The following is a 24,995-nucleotide window of genomic DNA, read 5'->3' as shown; positions in this document are numbered from 1 at the left end:
TAATATAATTAGATTTATAGTGGTCATAAGAAATAATTATTTTTCAGTTGATAACCTACTTATACATTTCTCCACACACTCTGAATTGCGCTTCTCTTGATATATTTTGATATTGGACTTTCCTAAACTTAGAAGGTGAGAATAATATTCCAAGCCATTATTCATGATTGAATCTATTATGTCTATTAGCTCTTCTAAAGAATCCCAACAAAGTTTGTCTGAGAACTCTTTACCAAAAACATGCTCAGAATCATAAGATTTCCTTTGTACTAAAATAGCACCAGAATTAATTATATCGATTGTTCTTTCATATAAACAATTATTCCCATGCTGACTTAAAAAATCGACACAGATACCTCCTTGAGAATAAACATTATGTCTTTTATGTTTTAACATACCAAGTCTTTCAGATTGTAAGCCATAATTAGACCAACCTTTACCATATAAACCAAATGTTTCCCCATAATAATTTTTAAGAGATCTAGCAAAAAAGAGTCTGGTAATATTTCTTTTAAGAACAAAATCAGAGATATTCTTATTTATAACAAAAGAAGTTTTGTCTTTTACTAAGGCATCTTGACTGACATCTTCAATATTAAGATGAGTAAAAACTCTGCCAATATATACTGGATGAGGGGCTAAGGAAGTCTTTTTTGCATTAGTACAATTCGTTAGAAGGGGTAAATATATCCTTAGAGGCTGTTTATCTATTGGGGAAGTAATATCGTCAATAGGTAGGATAATTCTTTCTTCTGAACCTTCTAATTCCTCAATATGATTCCACATTAAGCTGTACATCCAGCGCCTTGAATCTTCCTTTCGATCTGAAATTACGGTAAGAGCTCTGGAACTAAAAACAATTTCAATGAGATAGGAAGTAATATTTATAAAAAAATATGCAGGATGATCTTCTGGGATAAAAAGTAATACATAATTCTTTCTTAGATAGATAAAATTATTACGCTCGGGACAAACACAGTCCAATCTTCGTAGGCTACCTTTGATGATTAAGATGTTCCGTTTCCTAGGAATTAGTAGAATAAAGATAACTCTTATATAGAATATAATTAGGTAAGGAACAAATAATAGAAATCCTATAATAGATTTTAAGAGGGTAATCATTTTCATTGATTTACCTTGCTTGTAAACATGTCTAATGCTTCAGTGGTGTGTTAATAAGAGCATTATATATTGCTTAGGAGCATGTTAATTAAATATTTACAAAGAAGAACTATAAGGAATTTAAGTCTAGGTACTTTGGCAACAGGTTTAATTAAAATAAAACGGTTATTAAGAATATTATATAGAATTAATTATATATAAACAAAGATGATTCTTATAGTGAACGTTTTGTCCGGAGCACTCTAATTAGTATTTATTTCTTCTTTTGAATTCAGGCTTAATAAGGCTTTAAGTTTATTTTAGTTAAATATTTATTAGTTATTGCTTGTTAAGCTATAAGTTAATAGATCTACGCGTTTTTTGTTGGCTCCCATGTCTCCTAATCCAATTCTGGACTCTGATCTGATTTGAAGAAGCTTTTTTTCTTGTATAGCCTTTACCTCTAGATCATCAACGTAATGCATTAATTTGGTTGTTGACTCGGCGTGAATGTAGGAATCGCTTTGCTTGATTATTTTAGTTCTTGGAGTTTTCTCAATGATATCTTTTGCTTGTTTGAATGAACGGTTTAGGTCAGGGACCTCTAAATTAACACGAACACAATGAGTAATTACAAAGCATTCTGGAAGTTCATTACTGCTTAAATCTAATAGATCTGTATTACTGCTTACACTAAGCAAGATTAGGCTTAGAATGTAAGGAAAGAATCTAGCCATTAATAAAATATAAAGAAAGCAGTAACTATTTTACGAAGAAAAGTGAAATTATTGCACTAACACTCGTGAACATTATTAGTCAAGGCCGGCCTTTTCCACATGGAAATTTCTGTAGTTATGCTCTATAGTATATATTGGATGTGTTGCTTGGGCAGAAGGTTTAATTTATATTTATTAATTTACATGATAAGAAGATTAATTCTAAGAGTTCTATCAGAGGTTTTTTATATAATATATGAATACAATCAATTTTAATTTTTGACCAACCATGATCTTTATTACATTTTTTTCAAGAAGTTGGAGTTAAATTATGAGAACCAAAATGTCCTCTAGGAGGGCCCTTATAAATGCAGGAATAATTTCTTCAATTCCTCTACTAATATTTCTCCTCAGCAATCCTTTAAAATCTGAAAATATTTGTAATTCACTTTCTGACAAGCCCTCTATTCCTTTAGCCAGTAGAAATGATTTCAAAATCAGTTGCAATAAATTATTGTATAATAATAATTTAGCTTACTTTCCTTTAACCTTTCTTGCTTCAACCTTAATTAACTGGCCACTTATTAGATGGCTTGACGATCGACAATGGTATAGAGAATGGTTAAAAGAGGATTAAGTAGTCTAAAATTATCGAATATTCAAAAGCGTAGTAATTTCTTTATCAACTATTAGCAAAATGCCCTGATAGAACATATTAATTTGATATAAACACAATTCAATCTATTCGCCCTCTTGAGAAGCATTAGCAAATATAATCTTATTGTATACCTCAAGTTCAATGTTCACAGGCGACGTCAGTTATTACAAAAACCTCGCTGAGCTTGCTAACACAAATAAGGGCAAGATAAACTTTTTTGATCAAAATCAAAAAGCATTTTTTTTGGACCCAGAATCTGATGAGTGGTTCAATATGATGATCGAATATGCTAAAAAAGAAAATTTAGAAGAAGAAGCAATAGCCGAATTAGAGGATTTAAAGTGGAAGGAAATGCCAGATAAATTGAAGTTATTTGCATTCGACTATTGTATTATTAATGGTGAATCTTATCAGGAGTAGCAAGTTATTGCTTTTTGATTTCATATTCAAATATTAACTTTAGATTAAAATTAAATAAATATCTACTTATTATATAGTTTCTTTAATTATTACTCACTAGTTAAAATCTGGATAGTTTATTTGAACTTTGTATTTTGCTTTAAACTTGTAAATTCTCTTTTAGCTCCTGCATTAATGGGCGCAGAGCTATGTCAAGCTCTTCTTCTGTCGTAAAGCCAAAAATCTCAATTGGTTCATTACCAAGGGAATCGACGTAAGGATCTGTTGTAGTAAGCATTGCTCTATAATTTTGTTATGTAAAACCTAGTTAGTTTTTGATGGCTTCACATACTTCAATGTTGAGATCAGCACAAGTGACTTTTGTATAGACCTGTACGAAAAAAAAATCAATGCAATCAGCTTTCTATAGCCTTAACAAATCCCTAGGTGTATCTTGTCACTTACTTTTGATTTTATTTGCTCAAAAGATTATTAGTCTTTAAAGGAGTGTCTGTAAAACTATAACTTAATGTACCAAAGCAACTTACTCACCTCCAATTAATCGATTGATATAAAGAGTTGTACCTATAGCCCACCAAAACGATTTATTTAAAAACCTTGAATAAAATATAACTATACAAGCATAGTTATCATTTGTTTGTTAAAAGTAGATACCTATATCTTTTCAAATCAATGCCTAGAATCTATGGCGAGGAACAACGCCAAGCAGTAAGACGAGTCCGCTTAGGTTTAATTGAACAAATAGAGGAACTTTACCTCAATACATTTGACCAATTAAATGATATGGGCTTTGGTGACGGGGTTTTGGCAAAACTGACTCAGTTATTATTAATTTCTAGAGATGGAGCTCTTCTCCCTCTGCAGGAAGGGATTGAATCAAAAACATCCAAGATGAATTGAAATAAGTCTTTTACTTATAGAATAAAAATATTTTTTGATTAAATAATTTCAAGATTTCTTAGCATGTAACTCTCTTTCTATCAATAAATTATCCAACTTTCCTAAGGTAAATATTATTATATTTGTCTTATAGATAAATCGCTTGGTTCTCTAGGGGGTTCAATAACTGTAAAATATTATTCTTGACCTTTATGTATTATTTTTTTCTGCGACTCTTCTTAATTCGTGTAAGCCTTCTAACTCGTTATATATTTCTAGTAACTGGCTTCTAATGTGATTTGCTTTTTCAACACTTCCAAGTGTCTTCATAGCATTTAATATATTGTCCTTAGCCTCAATTAGAGATCGGCATTCAGGACTTCCAGGTTCATACGACATTGATATTCTGTATTGGGTATACCTAATATATAGGATATAGCTAAGAAATCTTAAGTGACTTTTGATACATATCAGTTTACAGGTCTTAACCTTATTGTCTAAATGCTTGTTTAGCTGCCCTCCCCTTCACAGGTTAAACTTCCTACTGGCATCTTTCCCTTTGAATATAGGGTTTTAAAATAAAATTGTTCTTATGAAGCACTCTATTTTTTGCCTTAATGTTTTAAGTATATGAATAAATGCTCACCATTATCTTTAGGATGATTTGAATTTAGATTATTGTTATCCTGGAGATATAGATTTATAATGTTACAACTACCTTGTTCATAAGCTCTCCTTAGGGGAATATCTCTTTAGGTTAGATAAGTTATGAATGCCCTATTAGTACTCTTCATGAGTGAATTAGATGGTAATTCTATTTTCTCTATAAGTTAATTTTTGAGTCGTCAAACTATTTAGGATTAAATACCATTATTTCTTGATTTTATGTATTTATACTTCATCTATTTATCATTACAACTCTAGATTTTACCCAATTATTATATTTTATAGCGTTAGATCCTTTGCTATATCTCCTTTACTAAATTATAGTAAAACTCTAAATAAACCGTCGTTTCTTCAGTTAATGGATACAATACAAAAGCCTTTACAAAAGCAAAAAAGATTAATTTCTTACTTTTAGCCCAATAACCCCAAGCTACCTAATGGACTCTTCTTTTTCCTCTGCACTTGAACTAAATGGAATGTCTGCAACTACTAGTTTGGTTGTCTGGGTCATGATAATATTTCTATTTCTTCTTATTTTTGGTATACTGTATTATTTTAAGAAAGAACTTGATAAGAAAAAAATTAAGGGCGATCGATTACCTAAAAGTGATTTTAAAGGAAAAGGTTTTTGAGTAGAATTTAAGCTACTTACGATAAATTAATTATCAATAATTCCAAATATTCCATAAAGTAGAAATTTCGCTAACTCGTTTTAGGAAAGTGCTGAAGTTTTCTTTTGTATTTTTCAATAGGCGTCTCATGATGACGCAGTCGCTTGAAATCAGCAAAAATTCCAGCTTTAGAAACCTGACGCTTAAAGCGTCGGAGAGCAGATTCAATACCCTCAATTTCTCCGACGGTAACCTGAGTCAAAAAAATAAAACCTCGAAAGAAGCAATTTACCAAGAGATAAGCACAAGGCAAAGACCATAAAAAAAATCAAGCCTTGATTGGTCATCTACGTACAAATTTCTAGCTGAAAAAGAGCCTCCAACCCACAATGAACCTCAAATCATGAAAACGATCTTTCCTTTAAAGGTGAGATCTGAAATCGCTTTCAATCCGACCAAAAATCAGAATGGGGCGCTGAAAAGTCTTGGTATGGCACAAAATTTTCTAAAGCTCTATAGCTTGTTGTAAAGCTGTTAAAGAATTGCTTATTGTTGATACCCTCACCAATTAAAAAATTTGTGGCAATTGTTCCTGGTGCTGAGCAAAGATTTATTTAATCACTTGAATGGCTGGGCTAATGAGCCGCCACGGTTACACCATCAGCTATCGCGATGGTCAAAGAAATAGGTGCGAATTCTGTGCCTATGCAAATGATTCTTTTGAAGCTCGGCAAGTTGCTATGGAGACAATTAAATTTGTTCATGAACACCCAAATTCCATTGACCACATTCTTCGTTCCAGCTAAAAGATTTTAATATATACATTGGTAACTTAATAATATTTTCAATTATAATATATTTCAGCTTATGAGATAATATCTACTATTTAATTGGTACTTCATTAAAAGTTTACATATAAATTTTTAATGATTCTTTTCTTTTGTATATGTTTGCAAATGTGGAAAAATACAAGTTATATCTTGTTGTTTTAGGCGGCAGGTCCAAGTCTAGTAATGTTGAGCTACATGATGTTCGTTGGGTGGTTGGAACGAAAATAGATGATACATTTCAACAACTTCGTGACGAATGGTTTGGGAGCCAGCAAGGACTTCATATCGATAGTTATCTTGAGATTAAATATATAGACGGTTATGAGATTTTTATAAGTAGAAATCAGCCCCCAGGTGATCCTTTGAAAAAGAATAATAATTTTTTAAAGTCAACAATTAAATCAAATAAACTTTGGTTTGTAAATATAGGAGGATATAATAAAAATCAACTTTTAGAGCAACATGAATTTGGATTAGTGGTAGCAAGTTCGGCCTTAGAGGCAAAAAGAATTGCTAGAGCAAAGTTCCTTAGGAAGTCAATCCAACAACATACCGATGATTGCTCTAGCATTATTTCTATAGATGATTGCCACTTATTAAATAGCATTGGTAATTGGAGCATTAAGTTAAGAAAGGATAGCTTGTTACGCTCTCAAAAATTTGTACCAGATTGGTTTGGATTCCTAAGAATTGATAGCCAGGACCCAGATAGATTGCCTTTTAGTTGAGATATAATTAACAAAATATATTGATATTTTTTATATACATTTTATTCATGATATTTTTATTTGCTCCAGAATATAGGCTTTGTTTTTCTATTCATCACCCCACCTCCTTCCAATGTTGTAACCCCAACTTTTTGCCAGAATAATGACCTCTTTGTGATTCTTGCATGATGCTAGTAGCGCTTTCCGACTTGGTATTTTTTCTAAGGATTTTACTAGATCATTTAGATCTTTTACCTTTTTAATGAAGCGTGAAAGCTCTTCCTCTGACATTGAAAATAAAACCCCTTCCGAAGCATCTTAATGTTTAGATGAATAGCCTATCTATTGAAATTACTTTTAGTTGTCTTTTGACCAATTCATGTATAGATTTTTAATATATTTTATCTTCTAATATAGGCCTAGAACTTTCTTGATTTTGTATTAAAATCTATTGCTTTAAAAGTTACTTCACTTTAAGATGGAATAACTTTAAATTTTATGTTTTCTGTTTTTCCTTTTAGCTATTTATAATTCATTGAATGTAGTTTTAGTAGAGTATTATAGAATTTAATCCTTGGGCCTCATACCCTCCATATTTATGACTGCAAAGAAAATACTAGAAGATTATCAAAGGATGAAGGAGGATAACAATGATGATTCTTTTTTTTATGCTCAACCCCGTTTCGTTCACCATCTTGATGAAACCTTTCGTTCTCTCCTAACCAATCTATACGCAGAACAGATATCTCAAGATTCAGTAGTCCTAGATCTAATGAGCAGTTGGGTTAGCCATCTTCCTCAAGGTATTAAATATAAAAGAGTTATAGGGCATGGTTTAAATCGAATAGAACTAGAGAAAAATAATAGGTTGGACTCTTTTTGGCTTCAGGATCTGAATAGAGATCAGAAACTACCCTTAGATGATTCTTCTATAGATGTTTGCTTGATGGTCGCAGCTTGGCAGTATCTTCAATACCCTGAGGAAGTTGCTGTAGAGATTAGACGGATTTTATCACCACAAGGTAAATTAATAGTTTCATTTTCCAATCGAGCTTTTTGGACTAAAGCTCCATTGGTTTGGAAGGAAGGTTCTAGCTCTGATCATATTAACTATGTAAGTGATGTTTTGATATCAAACTCCTGGACTTCAGTTGATGTAGTAATTAAGGAATCAAAATCAAATGGAATATTTTCTATATTAGGTATGCATAATGATCCATTCTTTTCTGTTATTGGTATAAAATAGCAAAATCCAATTAAGGATTTTTAAGTTATTAGTGAAAGATTCTCTCGCCAAGCTCTACATCTATTTAGCAAACTACTCTTTACCTTCAGCTGTTTGTGATTTAGGTTGCTAATAAATGGGTGAGTGCCTTTAAAGGTATAAAATCTTTAGGCTTCCTTGATCTGGTTTTAGTTCTATTATTCCTGCTTGTTGTTACTAATACCTGATGCTCGGCAGTAATTTTTCCAATTTCTTATTGGAATCCATACTATTCATAGGTTTTGAGTTGATTCCTGACTAACCTAAAAAAACCCATATTACGTATCAATGTCCACCAGCAAGAGAGAAGAAGTCAGTTCTCATTTACGATATATCCGCCAAGAGCTTCGGGATTTGGATCAGATGCTTAGCGAAGATGGTCTCTTGCCAGAGCTTACCGAGCTTAAGGAGGTCTACAACTCCCTAGATGCTCTATATCAACTACTAGCAGGAAAGGTCAAAAAGAAGCCTAAAATAGAGTTTGATGATTGATCGGGCTATCTTCTTAAGCTCTTGTTCGATATACCAATTTTAGTAAAAGAATTGAACAGTTAAGGATCAGTGTCACGAGGTTGGCTATTAACACTGGAAATGCTTTGGATTGCCAACCATATAAAATCCAAAATAATAGACCTATTATAAATATGACGAGCATTAACAACGAGACATCATCTGCTGATTTAGTTCTAAAAGTTCTTATTAGTTGCGGTAAAAAGGCAATTGTAGTGAGTAATGCTGCAATATAACCGTATAACTCTGCTTTATTGATAATATCAATCATTAGGCTATAGAGATGCTTTTATTGGACTAGACAATTTGTTTTTGAGTATCCCAAAGTAGAACCTCAAACCATTTCTCTTTTTCTGTTTGATTAATTTTCTCTATTCCTGTCGCCGTTAAAATAAAAATTGGTACTCCTTCTTCTGAAACTTGTTTTATATCCATATTGCCTAATTGCCACATTCTCATCATTGCAATTTGAATCGTGATTTGGTCTTTCCTTTTGCAGCTAATTGCCACATCAGAAAACCACTTTGCTAGTTGGTCAGATTTCTTTTGATTTCCTCTGCATAATTGACATGTCGATTCATAAACGCTTCTTGAGTCGTTTCTTCTGAGAGCTAGTCGGATTTTTGAGTTTGTCAGGTTGATCTGCTCTTTGTCCACAGTCATCCTTCAATTTCACTGACAATATATGACTATTTTAAAAATGCAAGAGGATTTTAATAATCTATGAATTTCAAGACTTTATAAGCTAATTATATTTAAATCGTGGAACTTAGCTTGATTAAACTTTCTGGTTAATTAAATAAAACCTGGGGGGTGTGGCGCTTATTGCTTATTTGAAGACAATACATTTCGAAAGGTCTTTACTTTCAGGTCATTTAAACACTAAGGAATTGATCGATAACTGCTTGACTTAGATCTATTGTTTGTCCAGTTGCAACAATCCCTCCTCGTTGCATTGCGTAATAACGGTCAGCTTGGCGTACAAAATGAAGATGTTGTTCTACAAGTAATACACCAATACCTCTTTCATGAATGATTCTCTTGACTGCAGATTCAATATCTTGAACTATATTTGGTTGTATACCTTCAGTTGGTTCATCAAGTAAAAGTAACTTTGGCCTTCCTAGCAAAGCTCTTGCAATCGCAAGCTGTTGTTGTTGACCTCCACTTAGATCTCCGCCTTTCCGAGTTAGAAATTCCTGAAGAATAGGAAAGAGTTCATAAACAAATGGATCAATCTTTCTGTTTTGATTTAGACCTCCTACCAAAGCTTCCATTCCAATTAATAGGTTTTCTTCCACAGTTAACTGAGGAATAATTTCACGACCTTGTGGGACATAACCAATACCAGCACGAGCACGTTGATGCGGTGCTTTTCTGTTTATGGATTTACTTTCAAAAATGATTTCTCCCCTCCTCGGATTTAATAGTCCAATTAAGGATTTTAGGAAAGTTGTTTTACCTACGCCATTTCTGCCAATCAAACAGACCATTTCTCCATGGCGTACTGAAAGATCTATATCTCGGAGGATATGGCTTTCTCCGTAGTAAGTATTTAGGCCTCGCGCTTCAAGAAGTGTCATCAATTAATTCCTTCTGGACGACCTAAATAAACTTCTATTACTTGAGGGTCGTTCTGAATTGATTGCATTGAACCTTCGCAAAGAACATTGCCCTGATGTAAAACAGTTACAGGGCTATCCAGGCGACGGATAAATTCCATGTCATGATCTATTACTAGGATAGTGTGATCGCCTGCAAGAGATTTCAGCAGGTCTGCAGTAAGTTCTGTTTCCTCATCAGTAAGCCCAGCAACTGGTTCATCTACTAACAGCATGTCAGGATTTTGACCAACAAGCATGGCAATTTCTAGCCATTGTTTTTGACCGTGAGAAAGGGAACCAGCATAGAGATTTACTTTTGATTGCAGATTGACAATGCTCATTAAATGATGAATCTGGTCATGATTTTTTTTACTTTTACTCCGAAATAGTAGGGGTAATGGCTTTTTAGGTTTATTGATTGCCAATGCAAGATTTTGGTAGACCGTCAAGTTTTTAAAAATGCGTGGGCTTTGGAATTTTCTTCCAACTCCAAGCCTTGCAATGTGATGTTCATGTTTTCCGATTATTGAACTGCCTTTGAAAAGAACATCTCCTGATGTTGGCGTTACTTTTCCTGTAATAACATCTAAGAAAGTTGTCTTTCCTGCTCCATTTGGTCCAATAACTGCTCTTAACTCTCCTTTTTGAAGAGAAAGGTTCAGGTCATTAAGTGCTAGAAACCCTTCAAAGCTTACGGAAATTTGTTGTAGTTCTAGTAAAGGTATGCTCATGGCTTCACTTCTTGCTTTCCTTCAGCCTCGAGGCTTGGGTAAGTACCAAGTGGGCGTGCAATTCCCAATCTAGAAAGTAGATTTTTGGGGCCATCACTTTGCAACCAGCCCAGAACACCTTCAGGTAAAGCTGTGACAACTAGAATAAATAAACCGCCCTGAATAAACATCCAACTAGCTGGTAAAGCTTCACTAACAAGACTTTTAGCGTAGTTAATGCATACTGCTCCAAGAATTGCTCCTATTAGAGTTCCTCTACCACCGACTGCAACCCAAATGACCATTTCAATTGAGAATGGCACTGTCATGAATTGAGGAGAAACTATTCCAGATTGCACTGTGTAGAGAGCTCCTGAAATTCCTGCCAGTCCGCCTGCGATGGCAAATACGATTGTTTTGAAGAATGTTGGGTTGTAGCCAGTAAAACGTATCCTGGATTCGTCATCTCGGATCCCGATCAATATATGTCCAAAACTATCTCTGACTATCCAGCGAGCAAAGAACCAAGCCAAGATTACGAGAAGAGCTGTAAGCCAGAAAAACCAACGCTGCACTGAATCAGATCCAACCATTTGACCGAAGAGTTGGGTGATATCTGTTTTTAGGCCATTGGTCCCATTAATGAGTTTCTGTTGACCATTAAAAAAATTGAAAAATACTAAAAGCGCTGCTTGGGTGAGAATTGAGAAATAAACCCCTTTAATACGATTTCGAAAAACCAAATAACCAAGTAAGCCAGCCACCAAAGCAGGTATTAACCAAATTGCTATAAGTGTGAATATTGGAGAATTGAAAGGTTCCCAGAAAAAGGGCAATTTTTGTACGCCATAAAGTCCAAAGAACTCAGGTATCCCATTTGGCTGTTCTGCTGAACTGTTCAATTGCAGAAACATTGCAGCACAATAGCCTCCTAGTGCAAAAAATATTCCTTGTCCCAGGCTAAGTAGACCTGCAAAACCCCAAATTAAATCAACACCTAGAGCAACTATTGCTAGAGAGAGGTATCTACCTAGTAAGTTCAGACGAAATACAGGTAATAATGCAGGCGCTGAAATTATTGCAGAAATGATCAAAACCCATATAGCCAAAGAGATCCAACGTCGATTTGTGGAAGAAGTTTTCATAGAGTTAAACATCGACCATTCGTCCCTTTTGGGGGAATAAGCCTGCTGGACGGAATTGAAGGAAGATAACTATTAAGGCAAAAATCAATACTCTTGCCATGCTTGTTGTGGCAAAGAAATCAACCGTTGAAGCTAATGGTCCTGGCATTTGAGGCCAGATAGTGAGCAATCGACCGGCACCGATAAGATCTGTCATGATGCCAATACTGAAGGAGGCAATGATAGTGCCAAGTAAGTTTGCTACCCCCCCAAGCACTACTACCATGAAACAACCAACGATATAACTGCTACCAACATTTGGTCCTACGGAACCTAAAAGAGAAACAGCTACACCAGCAACTCCTGCAAGTCCAGAGCCTATTCCAAAGGTAAGGATGTCAACAGTTTCAGTTGATATTCCTAAGCAATCACTCATTGATCGGTTTTGGGTGACTGCACGAATGCGAATCCCCCAGACACTGCGATTTAGAAACCAAGTTACTGCTATAACAGCAATTATTGTGATTACAATTATCACTAAACGAGTCATGGGGAATGTTATTCCCAAGAAATCGACCCCACCTCTCATCCAAGAAGGTGCAGTTACGTCGACATTTCTTGAACTTGCTCGACTTATTTTGCTAATTGTTGTAGACAATCCACTTGCTGTAATGACCCCAATCATGGCTGAAAAAGCCCAGGTTCCAAACCTTACTAAATGATTGCGGTTATTCTCATAAAGATTTTCTGGTAATAATTTTGGAAGAATAAGAGCCGTTAGCAAAGAGATTACAAGCCCTGCTCCGTAAGCCAGAGGAACGCTCCGAACAAATTGTTGGAGTATTAAACTTACCCCCCATGTCGCTAGTAATGTCTCGAGTGGACTTCCATATAAACGCTTTATTACTGTCCTCTCTAAAAGAATTCCAACTAAAGCACTAACTACGAATGCAACTCCTATAGCAACAATTACATAGGCGTTATAGAACGGCTTCAAAACTGGCAGTTTAAAAATTAATTGTGTTACATAGGTCGAATAGGCACCAAGCATCATTAATTCCCCGTGAGCGAGGTTAATAACACCCATAAGACCAAAAACAATTGCTAATCCAAGGGCTGCAATAAGAAGTACGGAGCCTATTGCAACTCCATTGAAAAGGCTTTCAAGGATTAATTGCACTAGTAAAAAATTCTGAATTGTTAATGGGGAGCCAATCGCTTGAACTCCCCGTCATTTAGTAAATCATGGCAGGATCTATCAGATCAAAGGCGGTACCGTTCTCCTTTACGACGGTCAGTCCAATCGCATGCATACCCTTTAGAGCTTGGCTCATATTGGTTCCAAGCTTGAGGTAAAACTGGACCAGGAGTTGTTTCGAGAATTTTAAATTGTCCACTAGAGGTGATTTGACCAATCCGGACAGTTTGTGAGAGGTGATGATTTGGCATTACTTCAACTGGCCCCTGAGGAGCATTGAACTTGACTCCTACTAGAGCTTCCCTCACTGCGTTGTCATCAAATGAATCTGCTTTCTCTACAGCTGCTTTCCATAAGTAGACCATGTTGTATGCAGACTCTTGTGGATCTGCAACTACCCTGTCGTTACCCCATCTCTTCTTAAAGCTTTTAGCAAATTTTTTGGAAGCAGGGGTATTTATTGACATCATGTAGTTCCAGGCACCGTAATGCCCGACTAGAAACTCAGGCCCAATAGTACTAATTTCTTCTTCGGCAATCGAATAGCTCATTACGTAATAGCCATTCTGAGGTGTAATACCTACATCCTGAATTTGCTTAAAGAAAGCTACGTTTTGATCACCATTTAATGTGTTGATAATGACGCCACCAGTAGGAAGTGCCTTTTTGATTTTAGCAATAATGGGAGCAACTTCTGTATTGCCTAATGGTAGATAGTCTTCTCCAACTACAGTTCCACCAAGAGCTTTGACTTGTTCTTTTGTGATTGTATTTGAAGTTCGGGGGAAGACGTAATCGGACCCTACTAAGAAGAAAGGCTTGCCAGCTGCTGGCGAGCGTTTAAACATGAAATCTGTGGCTGGTTCAGATTGTTGGTTAGGGGTCGCTCCTGTATAAAAAATATTTTTGGAGCATTCCTGAGCCTCATATTGAATTGGATAATAAAGGAAGGCATCCTTGGATTCATAAACCGGAAGCATTGCTTTGCGGCTAGCAGAAGTCCAACCACCAAATACAACAGGAACTTTATCTTGATCGATTAGCTTCTTTGATTTTTCTGCAAATGTAGGCCAGTCAGAAGCTCCATCTTCAACGATGTATTTGATTTCGTATTTCTTGCCACCTACCTCAATGCCTCCCGCAGCATTGATTTCTTCGATTGCCATTTTTTCAGTATCCACCAAAGTGGTTTCAGAAATAGCCATAGTCCCGCTTAATGAATGCAGGATTCCTACCGTTACTTGATCATCACAATCTGGACACTCTGTAGATTGACTTCCACCCCCACAAGCTGTGACAGTTGTTCCAACAAGAATTGAAGTCAATCCTAAAAAAAGCCGCTTGGAAAGAGACATGTTCCTCATAATGAATTGAACGCCCTTATGACATTCGAGGATTTAGAAGCTATTAATGAGCCGGTTTTCAATATGTATCGGTCTATACCTTTATTGATGAATAGGTATACCAAATAATTAATTAGGTAGTTGTTTATACAAGAATTCAACTACTTTATCTAGGCCTTCACCGCTTTGAAGGTTGGTGAAACACCATGGTTGCTCTCCTCGCATTAATGAAGTATCTCGTCTCATAATCTCTAGATTGGCACCGACCATTGTAGCAAGATCAATTTTATTGATTACAAGTAAGTCTGAACGAGTAATTCCAGGCCCTCCTTTTCGAGGAATCTTGTCTCCTGCTGCGACATCTATGACGTAGATACAAATATCTACCAATTCTGGACTAAAGCTTGCCGCAAGATTGTCGCCTCCACTTTCCACAAATACCAAGTCAAGATCAGGAAAAAGACGCTCAAGATCTTCCACTGCTGATCGATTAATTGAGCAGTCTTCTCTGATGGCTGTATGCGGACAGCCACCTGTTTCAACTCCTCGAATGCGTTCAGGCTCTAATGCACCAACTTTGGTAAGGAACTTTGCATCTTCTTGTGTGTAGATGTCATTAGTAACTACAGCTAGTTGCAATTGATTGCGTAGCCGTTTGCACAGTGATTCAACAAGTGCTGTTTTGCCTGAACCAACTGGCCCTGCAACCCCAAGTCTTAGTGCGTTGCTCATTAACTTCGGAATAATCGTGTATAGAGTTCAGAATGGGATAGCTGAGCGAATGTTGCGCCAACATCTCCAGTCCATATTTGATGCGGATCAGTGTTTAGCAGTAGTTCAGCCTGGTTGCTTATCAAAGGTAAAAAAGCAGATTGGAAATACTGAGCTCTAGTTGGCCCAAGAGGAAGCAATCTAACTGCAACACTGAGTTGATTAGCAACCCAGCTATATAGATATCCTTGGATTACTTCCAACTTTGACAAATGCCAAGCCAAGCCAGCCCAACCCCACGCAATTGTCCAAGAAAGATTTTTAGTATTATCTGGTAAAGGGTGTCCCAAATCGTCAAGTAGTTGAAGAAGTGATTTCCCCATTTGACGTTGTTGAACTCGCATATTGGATGAATCACGTAGTGCTAATAACCAACTATTTAGATCAGAAACAATCAATTTTGTCTTTGAATCATTATTTAGCTTCCAATTCGTTAGGGCTTCTCTAATAGGGGTTTGGGCAGCAGCTTCGATTCTAATCTGTCCTCTTAAAAGTTCTCCTTCTAGCCAAGAAAAAATGTTTGATTCATTTTTGATTTTTCCTGTGTGAATAAGCCATTCAAGCCCTTCTGAATAACTAAATGCTCCAACAGGCAAAGCAGGGCTAACTAGTTGAAGCATTCCTAGGGAGGTCATAGAAATTAAGCTTGTCTATGAACTTGAGAGTAAGCACCTAACTCTGGGAAAAAAGGCTTACTTATCTTCTCAACTTTAAGACCTCTTCCTCTTAACATCTTAGCTAGAACTGTATCGTCTAATAAGAAAAGCTCTTGAGAGTGTAATTCCAGTTCAACATGACGGTTTCCAAGGTGATAAGAAGCCTTAATTAATTCCAATAATGAGTTTGTGCGCACTACTAATAAATCTTCGACAGCAGCTCTTACTACAACTTTTGGAAATCGATTTTCTCCTGCAAGAACATCTCCTTCCATTAGCGGACCTTCCCTCGGGAGATGCAAAAGTACTTCTTGTCCACACAGGGTTTGTCTTCGTCCTCTTAAATACCTTCGCTCCTTTGCAGAGAGTGAAAGAATCAAAGAGTTCTGGGGGCTTCTTATATGAAGTACCTTATTTAAGAAAATGGGAGGAGCTGACAATTTTTAATCTTGTTTAGGATGTATGAAATAACAAAAGATTAGGTTCTTAAGGGAACAGAGTGGAATTTCGGCAAGTTTTTATTATGAATTCATGAGTTCAAAAGAAGTTGCCTGGCATGGGACTTGCGATCTGAGGTTTATCAGGAGATCTGATTGTGCTGGGGTATCTAATTCAATCACTTCTCATCAGGTGAGTTGTAGTGCTCCATTTAAAGTTCTTCGAGGGTCTAGTGATGTTGATGGACGTTTTGAGGTCCCACTACTTCATACTGCCGGAGGTTTAGTTGGAGGTGACCAACTCACAATGAAAGTAAAAGCAGAGTCAGGAACTAGTGGACTAATTACAACTGTTGCAGCTCAGAAAGTATATGGTTCTATTGGTATTTCAACTCTTCACCCAGAAGGAGAATGGGCAAAGCAAAATTGTTATTTAGAAATAAATAAAAATGCTGATCTAGAATGGTTACCACAGGAAATTGTACTTTTTGGCGAGAGTCTCTTTGAACAGACTATGTTTGTTGATCTTCACCAAGACTCTAGTTTTATTTGTACTGACATAGTGCGCCTTGGTCGTACTGCTGCTGGTGAAATGTTAGGTAGTGGTTGTTGGCGCTCTCATCTAGAGATTTGTAGACATTGGTCCGAAAAAAAACAATGGGAGTTTGTTGATCGATTGGAGTTAGCAGGAAATGCACTTTCATCTGAGCATGGAATGGGGAATCAACCAGTTTTTGGCTCTATGGTCTGGGTTGCACCTACTTATTTCTCCAAGGAAGTCTTGAATGAACTTATTCAGAACTCTCTTTTAGAGCGGGTTGGACTAGAAGGTGGGATGAGTTGTAGTGCTCTCGATCATGGTATTTCTGCTCGTTACATAGGGCCATCAACTCAGGCTGCAAGATTTTGGTTCTTTCGTATCTGGAGACATACTCGTAGGTTGCGACAATTAAGCATTCCTGAACCATTAAGAGTTTGGCCAATGCAAGAAAAACCTTATAACGAAACTATGTGCAATACGGAATGACCAAAAACCTCTGGATTTGTCACACTGATTCTAGTTAGTAAATTTTATGCATCTCAGTCCTCAGGAAAAAGACAAATTGCTTGTTTTTACAGCTGCGCTTCTTGCGGAGCGTAGATTAAATCGTGGTTTAAAACTCAATCACCCAGAAGCAATAGCTTGGTTAAGCTTTCAGATTCTTGAAGGTGCTCGCGACGGTAAAACTGTTGCTGAATTGATGTCTGAGGGTACAACCTGGCTATGTCGTGATCAAGTTATGGAAGGAGTTCCTGAATTAATTGATGAAGTGCAAATAGAAGCCGTTTTCCCTGATGGCAGCAAACTTGTCACTCTTCATGATCCAATTCGTTAAAAATCAATTATGACTATTTTGATTCCTGGAGAATTAATTCCTCAACCTGGAGATATTGACCTTAATGTAGGTCGTCCTGTAACTACTATCTCTGTTTCTAATAAGGGTGATCGTCCTGTTCAGGTTGGTTCCCACTTCCATTTCTATGAATCCAACAAGGCTCTTGAGTTCGATAGAAAAGTAACTCTTGGGAAACGACTTGATATCCCTGCAGGGACAGCCATTCGTTTTGAGCCAGGTGATCAACGTGAAGTAAATCTTGTGCCTTTTGGAGGGGCTCGACTTGCGTTTGGTTTTAACGGATTAATTAACGGATCAATGGATTGAAATTTTTATGTCTTATCGAATTCCTAGACGTGTTTACGCTGAAACCTATGGCCCAACAGTGGGCGATAGGCTGCGATTAGCCGACACTGATTTAATTCTTGAAGTAGAGCAAGATCACACAATCTATGGAGACGAAGTCAAATTTGGAGGTGGAAAAGTAATTAGAGATGGTATGGGGCAATCACAACGAACCAGAAGCCAAGGAGCAGTTGACACTGTAATAACTAATGCATTAATTCTTGATTGGTGGGGAATAGTTAAGGCTGATATAGGGATAAAAGATGGAAAAATCGTATCTATAGGAAAGGCCGGTAATCCAGACACTCAAGAAGGTGTAAATATAGTCATTGGTCCGAGTACTGAAGCAATAGCTGGTGAAGGACAGATTCTTACGGCCGGAGGTATTGATACACATATCCATTTCATATGCCCTCAGCAAATAGAAACAGCTTTAGCTAGTGGCATTACAACAATGCTTGGAGGCGGTACTGGACCAGCAACTGGAACAAACGCGACTACATGCACGCCTGGAGCGTTTCACCTATCGCGAATGTTAAAAGCTGCTGAAGCCTTACCAGTCAATCTGGGATTTTTTGGAAAAGGTAATGCAAGTTCTCCTAAGCCATTAGAGGAACAGGTCAGATCTGGGGCTTGTGGGTTAAAACTTCATGAGGACTGGGGCACTACACCTTCTTCTATTGATTGTTGTTTGCAAGTTGCGGATTTAATGGATGTTCAGGTTTGTATTCATACAGATACTTTAAATGAAGCTGGCTTTGTAGAGGATACGATTAGAGCTATTAATGGCCGCACTATTCATACATTTCATACTGAGGGTGCTGGAGGTGGTCACGCTCCAGACATTATCAAAATTTGTGGTGAAGCTAATGTACTGCCAAGTAGTACGAATCCGACAAGACCATATACACGAAATACATTAGAAGAACACTTGGACATGTTGATGGTTTGCCATCACTTGGACCCCAAAATTCCGGAGGATGTTGCTTTCGCTGAATCTCGGATAAGGCGCGAAACTATTGCCGCTGAAGATATCCTTCATGATATAGGTGCTTTCTCAATTATTGCTAGTGATTCACAAGCAATGGGAAGAGTAGGCGAGGTGATCAGCAGAACATTCCAAACTGCACATAAAATGAAAGTACAAAGAGGACCTTTGCCTGAAGATACAAGTAGAAATGATAATAATCGACTAAAGCGATATATCTCCAAGGTCACTATTAACCCTGCAATTGCACATGGAATGAGCAATTATATTGGCTCTATAGAAGTTGGAAAGTTGGCAGATCTAGTTCTCTGGAAACCAGGTTTTTTTGGCGTTAAGCCAGAACTTGTTATCAAAGGAGGTTCCATCGTTTGGGCTCAAATGGGAGACGCAAATGCCTCAATCCCCACTCCCCAGCCAGTTCATGGAAGACCTATGTTTGGAGCCTTTGGAGGAGCTTTAGCTTCAAGTTGTCTTACTTTTCTTAGTAATGCAGCTATGGAGGAGGATATTCCTAATGCTCTCAAACTTCAGAGAAATTGCGTAGCGGTTAAAGATACACGCGATATTTCAAAGAAATGTATGCGTTCTAATGATGCCTTGCCATCTATAAAAGTAGATGCTCAGACCTATGAAGTCTTTGCTGATGGTGAGCTGCTTACTTGTGAGCCTGCGGATGTACTTCCATTAGCTCAAAGGTATCTATTGCTCTAAGAACCATTTTGAAAAGTAGGATTAATATATTAAATAATGAAATGGTATTCTTTGAAAATATTGAGAGGAGATAGCTTATATATACAGCAATCTATTAAAATCTTATTTGTTTGACTTAGCTACTTCTTCAATGGCGATCATTTCTATAAACCTCCACACAGCTCTATGCTTCCAATGTGAATTTTCTCCTCCAACCCTTTCTGCACTATTTTTAAGGTAGCCATTGCCAAACTGATCTTCAAGAGAACAAGTTATTTCATATTTGTTGTCATCGAAAAACTGCTCATTTTCTGATATTTGTAAATGCTTATAGGCTTTACCAGATATACAACCTAATTCGGCGATATTTTTTAGTGTATCTAGGCTATAGGTTTTTAAGATCTCTCCCTTGGCCTTTTCTTTGCTATTAGATAAATGTGAAGCTTTTTTCGCCTTGATTAGTTCAGTACTAAATAGGTCAAGTCGACAAGTCGTTGACCCATCCTCGCTTTTATCCCCATAACCCGCACCTATACATAAACTATCACCATTATCATTTAATTGACGTCTATTAATGTTTACATATTCTAAAAGTTCATTACCTTTCAGAGCCTCAGGTCGACTTTCAAGTTGCCCATCAAGATCTTTGTCAAAATGAGAGCCCTGACTAGAAATAGATCTTTTTGAACTCATAATGATTAATCTTAAAATAATACCCAGAATTTTATCATTGAAGTAAAAATTCTTTTACATTTTAACTGCATCTGAATAGTTAGGCCAATGGACTGTAAATAAATTTACAAGCTCATTTATTTCTTTCCCTAATTTGATCCATTGTAGGAGTACCTTCTTCTTTACGACTATGGCTTTTAAGGTATAACCCTAAATACTAATCTAGAGTTTAATTAAATGTGTTTAATTATAGAAACAATCTAAGATTTAAAAGATGTATAATGCCATTTTTGCATTTAATATCAAAACTATTTGTAATTAATAATACCTATTCGATAGGAAGACTTATAGCGTAAGCAGTTATTTATCAATAGCTTCCATTACAAGACCTTGATACTTTGCAAATTCTATACTCCATACACCATGGCATAGTGCACAAAGGTTTTCGATAAATATTTCAGTTTCTCCAGTTTGGATCCAATCGGCCTTAATCCTTGGCAGCTTTTCTTGCATAACTTCCATTGGGATTTGCATTATCAGTAAGCTTTTTTTTCCATTTACTCTTTGAATTGAACCATTATCACTCTTTTCTATTAATCGCAACAGTAGTTCTAATGCAATTCTCTCAATCTTATTGTCTGGTATAGCATCATTTTTAATTGGATCCTGTAGTGACTTACCTCCTATGGGCATAAAACGCTTACCCTCTTGTTCAAATAAAGCTAGGGCGACTAAATACGGAAATTCACTCATGATGAATTACTTTTTAATATTGAAGGACTTAGCCTCCCTACTTTATAGGTTGTACCATTACATTGCCATATAAACGAAATGTATGACCTGGCAGAATAATTTAAATAATCTTTAGCAAGATAGATTAAGAAAATTGAATATTTAATCTAGTCTACGATCTTGTTTAATAAACAATCAAATATTTGCTTAAAAATTTATATTGGGCATATAAGATAATACGTCGCTTCTGCTTATTTATAATTTAGTGTAAAAGGTATATCATTATAAACAGTTTTAGATTTCCAAAATTGATTATAATTATTTGATCCATGGACTCCTAAGGCTTTAAGATCACCTCCAGATGCAGGCTTTACTAAGGCAAAGGTTTTGTGGTTAGCCAATCTGAATTTTGATTTGAATAATTTTCTAAGAAATGGGATATTTTTTTTGGTAAATGGTATATTTGGGCGATCTAAATAACCAAATATTATATTCTTATCTCTATTTTCCTTGGCGATTGCTTCTCCAAATAGTGAAGGACCTGTTGGGCATAAAGGAGTTCTTCCATACCAGCGCTCCCTGCAGTTTTGAATAATCATTTTGATTGCAGTTGATAGAATATTATTGCCAGATTTTGACCATATTATCCCTCCCGCTACAGCCCATGAAGTTGAGGAATGTCTCTGCTCATCACGAAAGCAAATCATATCGACATTTGAACACACTTGAAAGTTTGATAAGCATTTGATTGCAATATCAAAATACCATCCTCCTTGCTGATATAGAAGACAAAATCTCCCTAAATCTGATTTATAAGAATATGGTTTTAAGACGTCGTATGCCCACAAAACCTCAGAATCAAAATTTGATTTAATAAAAAACCTAAGCTCTTCATTGTTATATACTTTATGTTCATAATCTTTAAATTTATTCTTTATTGAGTTACTTGCATCTGACAAAAAAATAGGAAGATCTATTGATAAATCAGTTAGGAAGATTTGTGAGATGTTCTTATTCATTTAAACACATTTACTTGTCAAGAAGCTAGCCTATTTACTTGTTAATTATAGCACTTCTTAGAGAGTTGGATACTTTCTAGCGCTTGGTTAACTAATTTATGATAATTGCTTTAAACCTATATCTATAACCTTATAATCAATTGTATCTTACCAATAGAAACCACATCAATTTTATTTATGGTTTTGCCCTATTATTTTATCTTCAAATCTATTTTCTAGGAATATTATAGTGAAAAGGCTTAGTTAAAAAAAACATTGGATGCCTAAAGATTTTACTTTTTCTGAAAGATAGTCTGGATAGCTAATACAACCATATACTTGTATTTAGGTATAATTTATTGCCTAACATGGCTTCTTATGTTATAAAGTGTTTAGAATCAAGGAAGACAAGTAAATTCCTCCGTGTATGAGTATTTCTAAGGATCTTAATCTTAGACTAAAACTAGGAAATTTAGTTTTAGCCGCTTTGTTTGCAATAGTTCCTACCTCGATGACCATAGGCTTCCTTGGAGTACATGGCTATCTGCTATGCAGAAATTTAGAGGATCGTTTAGAACAGAGTCAAAAATTGGGTGTATCAGAGTTGTGTAACACTTCAAATCTTGATGCAAATTACGAATACATAGTTTGGGTTTGGTTATTTACAATGATACCAACTTGGAGATGGTTTTATATCGGACATTATAAACGAGTTCAAAAAAAGAACTCTAGTAAAACTTATAGTTAGAAACCTTTTAAAACGAATTTTATAAGTATTATAATTAACTTCAGTAAATCTGATACAACATCTTTGGGCACTTAATAACTATTTTCTCTTGTCTATAAGGCTTTCTTTTTCTAGAAAATATATTATTTCCTTTCCGTATTCATCAGGTACTGTTATTAAGCAACCTTTGTCTTTTTTGGGGTTACAATTACGCTTTGCTTTTTTTGTTTTCCATTTACAAGGAACTTCTTTTTCCTCAGTACCAATAACTTTCCAACCTTTTTCTGTATGATCTTTTATTTTTCCTTGACTACAAGTAATACTAATAGTTTTCTTTTTGGTTTCTTTCATCTCAACCGTATTTTCATCTGGTATGAATACTTCTTCAACTTTATTTATCAAGGCACAACCCCCTACTAAAGAGGCTATGCAAGACATGAGGAAAAGGTTTGTTTTATTCATTTTCTGTTTGCTGGTTTTGATATTCTAATTTATCGAACACGCCTTCTTTCCATACTACTAGAAATATATCGCATCTAATATGAAATTTTTAACTTTTAGCTACTAAGACAATAATTTTATATAACATTGAAATTATACTCAGTTTTTTTTTTAAGCTTGGAATTCAATAACTTGATCCACAACTCCTATTAGTACCTATGAATCAATTATGACGAGTCTGATAGCAAGTTATTGGGCAATTTAAAATACATTTCACTTTGTCCTCTATTATGGCTATACTTATAAAGCAAATTTTATTTCAGTCATACTGAATACAATAGATAATTTCACTAGGAAGTAAAAGACTTTATTTTCAACTTTTCTTTTTCATTCATGTTACATCAAATCTTAGCAATTATAGTTTTTATACTTACTATTGTTAGTCTAAGTGATTATACATACGCACAAGATCAACAAACTAATTTTAAAAAGTACATGCTTGAGTGGAGAGAGAAAAGTGACTTAGCTCAGGGGTATTTACGCCAAGGAGAGGAAGAGTTAAAAAATGGGGTTAAGTATAAGGCCTGTATAAATCAAAGATATGCCAGTAAATTTGGAGTAGAAGCATTTGAAGCCTTAATAAAAGCTCAAGAGTACACTGATACTGATAAGGAGTTTTTAAACATAGAACAGAACTTAGAACGTTGGAAAAAACTTGGTAATTGCTCCACCGCAAATTCGCTTTTTAATTAAAAAATGAAATTCACTATTGAATTTAGTCCAAAAAAGTATTTTCTTAGAATAATAATTTTATCTTCAACTTTATTAGGTACCTGTTATTATATTTCTCCATATATTGCATTATTTGAATTTCAAAAGGCTCTTAAGAATCAAGATCAAACTACTTATGCTAATTACATAAATTTTCCATCAGTTAGAAAAAGTCTAAAACCTCAGATAAAGTTGGCTCTAACTAAAGCTGTTACTGGAGATTTCAACCTTAAGCCATATAGAACTTTAAGCTTAATTTTTATTGACCCTTTAGTCAATGGAATTGTAGATGCAACAGTAACTCCAAGAGGTCTGAAACTTTTGCTCGAAAATGGTACTATCCTCCAAGATAATAAATCTTCAGAAAAATCTAATTCAAAACAAAAGTCATCAAACCAAAGTGACACTTCCCAAAGTAAGGCTTCTAAAAAAGAAAAAAATCAAATAAAACTTTATTATTCCAACCTAAATTTATTTGTACTAAGTAGTCAGAAATCAAGTACTGAAACCCCTATTAAAGCTTTTTGGCAACGTAATGGACTTTTTAAATGGAAACTATCTTCATTTATTATCCCTTCTGACTTTTTGAACCTCAGATAAAATCTTGCAACTATACCAATTATCAAAAATATGGAAATTTAACTCTCTTCTTTTAGGTGAACTTCAACGCATCGCGTTACACATTCAACACCTTCTGCATCTAAAGAGCATGATGAGATGCATTCAAAATAAGAATCAACATTATCTACCTCTTCAACTAAGGATAAATCCTTCATTGATTCCCCCATTTTACTGATAATCGAATTCAAACCTTATAACATAGAATTATAACCAATATCAAATTTAATTACTGCAGATTAAGTACCTAAGTAATAAGGCCTACCTGTTTAACCTAATAGCCCTTTCTTTGGGGAGTCTTGTTGTTTTTTTGATAGGTTTTTTTGCTTATTTGCTTCTGGCTTGAGATGAGAGCCTCTGTGGTGCTAATTAACTTTTAGGTTTTACTGTCAAGTAGATTTCTTTCTAAGTTGAATATATAGGACGCTTAGT

Annotated in this window: 33 protein-coding genes; 12 read left to right on the top strand and 21 right to left on the bottom strand. The window is 35.5% G+C overall.

From position 1 onward, the window contains the following. Positions 1–36: 36 nt before the first annotated feature. The 3 genes from SOI82_RS02740 to SOI82_RS02730 all read right to left on the bottom strand — a co-directional run bounded on the left by SOI82_RS02740 (position 37) and on the right by SOI82_RS02730 (position 2,312). Positions 37–984: a hypothetical protein gene (locus SOI82_RS02740; RefSeq protein WP_320667853.1), complete on the bottom strand. Its 948-nt coding sequence runs from the start codon at positions 982–984 to the stop codon at positions 37–39. Positions 985–1,436: 452 nt separating this feature from the next. After that, positions 1,437–1,802, bottom strand: a complete 366-nt coding sequence (locus SOI82_RS02735; protein WP_320667852.1) for a DUF1499 domain-containing protein — start codon at positions 1,800–1,802, stop codon at positions 1,437–1,439. Between the two features lie 339 nt (positions 1,803–2,141). Continuing rightward, the gene (locus SOI82_RS02730; protein WP_320667851.1) at positions 2,142–2,312 is read right to left on the bottom strand and encodes a hypothetical protein; all 171 of its coding nucleotides are present in this window, start codon (positions 2,310–2,312) and stop codon (positions 2,142–2,144) included. Positions 2,313–2,598: 286 nt separating this feature from the next. Here SOI82_RS02730 and SOI82_RS02725 point away from each other — a divergent pair, with 286 nt between their 5' ends. Beyond that, the gene (locus tag SOI82_RS02725) at positions 2,599–2,895 is read left to right on the top strand and encodes a hypothetical protein (RefSeq protein WP_320667850.1); all 297 of its coding nucleotides are present in this window, start codon (positions 2,599–2,601) and stop codon (positions 2,893–2,895) included. A 139-nt stretch (positions 2,896–3,034) separates the two neighbouring features. Here the strand turns inward: SOI82_RS02725 and SOI82_RS02720 are convergent, their stop codons facing one another. Continuing rightward, complete coding sequence (locus SOI82_RS02720) at positions 3,035–3,172, bottom strand: hypothetical protein (protein WP_320667849.1); 138 nt, start codon at positions 3,170–3,172, stop codon at positions 3,035–3,037. A gap of 395 nt (positions 3,173–3,567) precedes the next feature. On the opposite strand from SOI82_RS02720, the gene SOI82_RS02715 reads away from it, so the two are divergent. Next, positions 3,568–3,795: a hercynine metabolism small protein gene (locus SOI82_RS02715; RefSeq protein WP_320667848.1), complete on the top strand. Its 228-nt coding sequence runs from the start codon at positions 3,568–3,570 to the stop codon at positions 3,793–3,795. Between the two features lie 1,082 nt (positions 3,796–4,877). Beyond that, positions 4,878–5,072, top strand: coding sequence for a hypothetical protein (locus tag SOI82_RS02710; RefSeq protein ID WP_320667847.1), 195 nt, complete (start codon positions 4,878–4,880; stop codon positions 5,070–5,072). A 70-nt stretch (positions 5,073–5,142) separates the two neighbouring features. Here SOI82_RS02710 and rpsU read toward each other — a convergent pair whose 3' ends face one another. Next, complete coding sequence (rpsU, locus tag SOI82_RS02705; RefSeq protein WP_320667846.1) at positions 5,143–5,313, bottom strand: 30S ribosomal protein S21; 171 nt, start codon at positions 5,311–5,313, stop codon at positions 5,143–5,145. Between the two features lie 684 nt (positions 5,314–5,997). Here rpsU and SOI82_RS02700 point away from each other — a divergent pair. Next, on the top strand, positions 5,998–6,609 hold the full coding sequence (locus tag SOI82_RS02700; RefSeq protein ID WP_320667845.1) for a DUF1543 domain-containing protein: 612 nt from the start codon (positions 5,998–6,000) through the stop codon (positions 6,607–6,609). 87 nt (positions 6,610–6,696) lie between these two features. Here the strand turns inward: SOI82_RS02700 and SOI82_RS02695 are convergent, their stop codons facing one another. Continuing rightward, the gene (locus SOI82_RS02695) at positions 6,697–6,879 is read right to left on the bottom strand and encodes a Nif11 family protein (protein WP_320667844.1); all 183 of its coding nucleotides are present in this window, start codon (positions 6,877–6,879) and stop codon (positions 6,697–6,699) included. A gap of 343 nt (positions 6,880–7,222) precedes the next feature. On the opposite strand from SOI82_RS02695, the gene SOI82_RS02690 reads away from it, so the two are divergent. Together SOI82_RS02690 and SOI82_RS02685 are read left to right on the top strand one after the other, a co-directional pair. Next, entirely contained in the window at positions 7,223–7,834 is a 612-nt protein-coding gene (locus tag SOI82_RS02690) for a methyltransferase domain-containing protein (protein WP_320667843.1), read from the top strand. Between the two features lie 306 nt (positions 7,835–8,140). After that, complete coding sequence (locus tag SOI82_RS02685) at positions 8,141–8,344, top strand: hypothetical protein (protein ID WP_320667842.1); 204 nt, start codon at positions 8,141–8,143, stop codon at positions 8,342–8,344. A gap of 13 nt (positions 8,345–8,357) precedes the next feature. Here the strand turns inward: SOI82_RS02685 and SOI82_RS02680 are convergent, their stop codons facing one another. The 10 genes from SOI82_RS02680 to ureE all read right to left on the bottom strand — a co-directional run bounded on the left by SOI82_RS02680 (position 8,358) and on the right by ureE (position 16,148). Then, positions 8,358–8,633, bottom strand: coding sequence for a SemiSWEET transporter (locus SOI82_RS02680; RefSeq protein WP_320667841.1), 276 nt, complete (start codon positions 8,631–8,633; stop codon positions 8,358–8,360). A 26-nt stretch (positions 8,634–8,659) separates the two neighbouring features. Continuing rightward, a complete protein-coding gene (locus SOI82_RS02675) occupies positions 8,660–8,872 on the bottom strand; it encodes a hypothetical protein (protein WP_320667840.1) in 213 nt (70 codons plus the stop codon). Between the two features lie 365 nt (positions 8,873–9,237). Next, positions 9,238–9,945 (bottom strand): urea ABC transporter ATP-binding subunit UrtE, encoded by a 708-nt coding sequence (gene urtE, locus SOI82_RS02670; protein ID WP_320667839.1) that lies wholly within the window; start codon positions 9,943–9,945, stop codon positions 9,238–9,240. Beyond that, positions 9,945–10,697, bottom strand: coding sequence for an urea ABC transporter ATP-binding protein UrtD (urtD, locus tag SOI82_RS02665; RefSeq protein ID WP_320667838.1), 753 nt, complete (start codon positions 10,695–10,697; stop codon positions 9,945–9,947). The genes urtE and urtD overlap by 1 nt, the downstream gene beginning before the upstream one ends. Continuing rightward, on the bottom strand, positions 10,694–11,821 hold the full coding sequence (urtC, locus tag SOI82_RS02660; RefSeq protein WP_320667837.1) for an urea ABC transporter permease subunit UrtC: 1,128 nt from the start codon (positions 11,819–11,821) through the stop codon (positions 10,694–10,696). Before urtC ends, urtD begins: the two co-directional genes overlap by 4 nt. Before the next feature lie 4 nt (positions 11,822–11,825). Next, positions 11,826–12,980: an ABC transporter permease subunit gene (locus SOI82_RS02655; RefSeq protein ID WP_320667836.1), complete on the bottom strand. Its 1,155-nt coding sequence runs from the start codon at positions 12,978–12,980 to the stop codon at positions 11,826–11,828. 83 nt (positions 12,981–13,063) lie between these two features. Further along, positions 13,064–14,353: an urea ABC transporter substrate-binding protein gene (gene urtA / locus SOI82_RS02650; protein WP_320667835.1), complete on the bottom strand. Its 1,290-nt coding sequence runs from the start codon at positions 14,351–14,353 to the stop codon at positions 13,064–13,066. Between the two features lie 117 nt (positions 14,354–14,470). Next, complete coding sequence (gene ureG / locus SOI82_RS02645; protein ID WP_320667834.1) at positions 14,471–15,073, bottom strand: urease accessory protein UreG; 603 nt, start codon at positions 15,071–15,073, stop codon at positions 14,471–14,473. Further along, a complete protein-coding gene (locus SOI82_RS02640) occupies positions 15,073–15,747 on the bottom strand; it encodes an urease accessory protein UreF (protein ID WP_320667833.1) in 675 nt (224 codons plus the stop codon). The genes ureG and SOI82_RS02640 overlap by 1 nt, the downstream gene beginning before the upstream one ends. A gap of 5 nt (positions 15,748–15,752) precedes the next feature. Further along, entirely contained in the window at positions 15,753–16,148 is a 396-nt protein-coding gene (gene ureE, locus SOI82_RS02635) for an urease accessory protein UreE (RefSeq protein WP_320667832.1), read from the bottom strand. A 151-nt stretch (positions 16,149–16,299) separates the two neighbouring features. On the opposite strand from ureE, the gene SOI82_RS02630 reads away from it, so the two are divergent. The 4 genes from SOI82_RS02630 to ureC are packed head-to-tail and all read left to right on the top strand — an operon-like array spanning position 16,300 to position 19,625. Next, positions 16,300–17,232: an urease accessory protein UreD gene (locus SOI82_RS02630; RefSeq protein ID WP_320667831.1), complete on the top strand. Its 933-nt coding sequence runs from the start codon at positions 16,300–16,302 to the stop codon at positions 17,230–17,232. A 46-nt stretch (positions 17,233–17,278) separates the two neighbouring features. Beyond that, complete coding sequence (locus tag SOI82_RS02625) at positions 17,279–17,581, top strand: urease subunit gamma (RefSeq protein WP_320667830.1); 303 nt, start codon at positions 17,279–17,281, stop codon at positions 17,579–17,581. 9 nt (positions 17,582–17,590) lie between these two features. Then, positions 17,591–17,908, top strand: a complete 318-nt coding sequence (locus tag SOI82_RS02620) for an urease subunit beta (protein ID WP_320667829.1) — start codon at positions 17,591–17,593, stop codon at positions 17,906–17,908. Between the two features lie 7 nt (positions 17,909–17,915). Next, positions 17,916–19,625 (top strand): urease subunit alpha, encoded by a 1,710-nt coding sequence (ureC, locus tag SOI82_RS02615; protein ID WP_320667828.1) that lies wholly within the window; start codon positions 17,916–17,918, stop codon positions 19,623–19,625. 102 nt (positions 19,626–19,727) lie between these two features. On the opposite strand, the gene SOI82_RS02610 is transcribed toward ureC, so the two are convergent. The 4 genes from SOI82_RS02610 to SOI82_RS02595 form a co-directional block, all read right to left on the bottom strand. Further along, complete coding sequence (locus SOI82_RS02610; RefSeq protein WP_320667827.1) at positions 19,728–20,297, bottom strand: hypothetical protein; 570 nt, start codon at positions 20,295–20,297, stop codon at positions 19,728–19,730. Between the two features lie 339 nt (positions 20,298–20,636). Beyond that, complete coding sequence (locus SOI82_RS02605; RefSeq protein ID WP_320667826.1) at positions 20,637–21,029, bottom strand: hypothetical protein; 393 nt, start codon at positions 21,027–21,029, stop codon at positions 20,637–20,639. A 230-nt stretch (positions 21,030–21,259) separates the two neighbouring features. Then, complete coding sequence (locus SOI82_RS02600) at positions 21,260–22,027, bottom strand: glycosyltransferase (RefSeq protein ID WP_320667825.1); 768 nt, start codon at positions 22,025–22,027, stop codon at positions 21,260–21,262. 805 nt (positions 22,028–22,832) lie between these two features. After that, positions 22,833–23,195, bottom strand: coding sequence for a hypothetical protein (locus tag SOI82_RS02595; protein ID WP_320667824.1), 363 nt, complete (start codon positions 23,193–23,195; stop codon positions 22,833–22,835). A 372-nt stretch (positions 23,196–23,567) separates the two neighbouring features. Between SOI82_RS02595 and SOI82_RS02590 the strand changes: the two genes are divergently transcribed. Both SOI82_RS02590 and SOI82_RS02585 read left to right on the top strand, forming a co-directional pair. After that, positions 23,568–23,927: a hypothetical protein gene (locus SOI82_RS02590; RefSeq protein ID WP_320667823.1), complete on the top strand. Its 360-nt coding sequence runs from the start codon at positions 23,568–23,570 to the stop codon at positions 23,925–23,927. 3 nt (positions 23,928–23,930) lie between these two features. Continuing rightward, the gene (locus SOI82_RS02585) at positions 23,931–24,545 is read left to right on the top strand and encodes a DUF2939 domain-containing protein (RefSeq protein ID WP_320667822.1); all 615 of its coding nucleotides are present in this window, start codon (positions 23,931–23,933) and stop codon (positions 24,543–24,545) included. A 38-nt stretch (positions 24,546–24,583) separates the two neighbouring features. Here SOI82_RS02585 and SOI82_RS02580 read toward each other — a convergent pair whose 3' ends face one another. Continuing rightward, positions 24,584–24,721, bottom strand: coding sequence for a hypothetical protein (locus SOI82_RS02580; protein ID WP_320667821.1), 138 nt, complete (start codon positions 24,719–24,721; stop codon positions 24,584–24,586). Positions 24,722–24,995 lie beyond the last annotated feature (274 nt).

Source organism: Prochlorococcus sp. MIT 1307 (genome assembly GCF_034092395.1).
Taxonomy (GTDB): domain Bacteria; phylum Cyanobacteriota; class Cyanobacteriia; order PCC-6307; family Cyanobiaceae; genus AG-363-K07.
This window is presented reverse-complemented; position numbering and strand designations above follow the sequence as displayed.

Excerpts from the sequence above, each read along its gene's own strand:
- SOI82_RS02720 (WP_320667849.1), bottom strand. The coding sequence starts at position 3,172 with ATGCTTACTACAACAGATCCTTACGTCGATTCCCTTGGTAATGAACCA.
- SOI82_RS02715 (WP_320667848.1), top strand. The coding sequence starts at position 3,568 with ATGCCTAGAATCTATGGCGAGGAACAACGCCAAGCAGTAAGACGAGTC.
- SOI82_RS02710 (WP_320667847.1), top strand. The coding sequence starts at position 4,878 with ATGGACTCTTCTTTTTCCTCTGCACTTGAACTAAATGGAATGTCTGCA.
- SOI82_RS02700 (WP_320667845.1), top strand. The coding sequence starts at position 5,998 with ATGTTTGCAAATGTGGAAAAATACAAGTTATATCTTGTTGTTTTAGGC.
- SOI82_RS02695 (WP_320667844.1), bottom strand. The coding sequence starts at position 6,879 with ATGTCAGAGGAAGAGCTTTCACGCTTCATTAAAAAGGTAAAAGATCTA.
- SOI82_RS02690 (WP_320667843.1), top strand. The coding sequence starts at position 7,223 with ATGAAGGAGGATAACAATGATGATTCTTTTTTTTATGCTCAACCCCGT.
- SOI82_RS02685 (WP_320667842.1), top strand. The coding sequence starts at position 8,141 with ATGTCCACCAGCAAGAGAGAAGAAGTCAGTTCTCATTTACGATATATC.
- SOI82_RS02680 (WP_320667841.1), bottom strand. The coding sequence starts at position 8,633 with ATGATTGATATTATCAATAAAGCAGAGTTATACGGTTATATTGCAGCA.
- urtE (WP_320667839.1), bottom strand. The coding sequence starts at position 9,945 with ATGACACTTCTTGAAGCGCGAGGCCTAAATACTTACTACGGAGAAAGC.
- urtD (WP_320667838.1), bottom strand. The coding sequence starts at position 10,697 with ATGAGCATACCTTTACTAGAACTACAACAAATTTCCGTAAGCTTTGAA.
- urtC (WP_320667837.1), bottom strand. The coding sequence starts at position 11,821 with ATGAAAACTTCTTCCACAAATCGACGTTGGATCTCTTTGGCTATATGG.
- urtA (WP_320667835.1), bottom strand. The coding sequence starts at position 14,353 with ATGTCTCTTTCCAAGCGGCTTTTTTTAGGATTGACTTCAATTCTTGTT.
- ureG (WP_320667834.1), bottom strand. The coding sequence starts at position 15,073 with ATGAGCAACGCACTAAGACTTGGGGTTGCAGGGCCAGTTGGTTCAGGC.
- SOI82_RS02640 (WP_320667833.1), bottom strand. The coding sequence starts at position 15,747 with ATGACCTCCCTAGGAATGCTTCAACTAGTTAGCCCTGCTTTGCCTGTT.
- SOI82_RS02630 (WP_320667831.1), top strand. The coding sequence starts at position 16,300 with ATGAGTTCAAAAGAAGTTGCCTGGCATGGGACTTGCGATCTGAGGTTT.
- SOI82_RS02625 (WP_320667830.1), top strand. The coding sequence starts at position 17,279 with ATGCATCTCAGTCCTCAGGAAAAAGACAAATTGCTTGTTTTTACAGCT.
- SOI82_RS02620 (WP_320667829.1), top strand. The coding sequence starts at position 17,591 with ATGACTATTTTGATTCCTGGAGAATTAATTCCTCAACCTGGAGATATT.
- ureC (WP_320667828.1), top strand. The coding sequence starts at position 17,916 with ATGTCTTATCGAATTCCTAGACGTGTTTACGCTGAAACCTATGGCCCA.
- SOI82_RS02610 (WP_320667827.1), bottom strand. The coding sequence starts at position 20,297 with ATGAGTTCAAAAAGATCTATTTCTAGTCAGGGCTCTCATTTTGACAAA.
- SOI82_RS02605 (WP_320667826.1), bottom strand. The coding sequence starts at position 21,029 with ATGAGTGAATTTCCGTATTTAGTCGCCCTAGCTTTATTTGAACAAGAG.
- SOI82_RS02600 (WP_320667825.1), bottom strand. The coding sequence starts at position 22,027 with ATGAATAAGAACATCTCACAAATCTTCCTAACTGATTTATCAATAGAT.
- SOI82_RS02595 (WP_320667824.1), bottom strand. The coding sequence starts at position 23,195 with ATGAATAAAACAAACCTTTTCCTCATGTCTTGCATAGCCTCTTTAGTA.
- SOI82_RS02590 (WP_320667823.1), top strand. The coding sequence starts at position 23,568 with ATGTTACATCAAATCTTAGCAATTATAGTTTTTATACTTACTATTGTT.
- SOI82_RS02585 (WP_320667822.1), top strand. The coding sequence starts at position 23,931 with ATGAAATTCACTATTGAATTTAGTCCAAAAAAGTATTTTCTTAGAATA.
- SOI82_RS02580 (WP_320667821.1), bottom strand. The coding sequence starts at position 24,721 with ATGAAGGATTTATCCTTAGTTGAAGAGGTAGATAATGTTGATTCTTAT.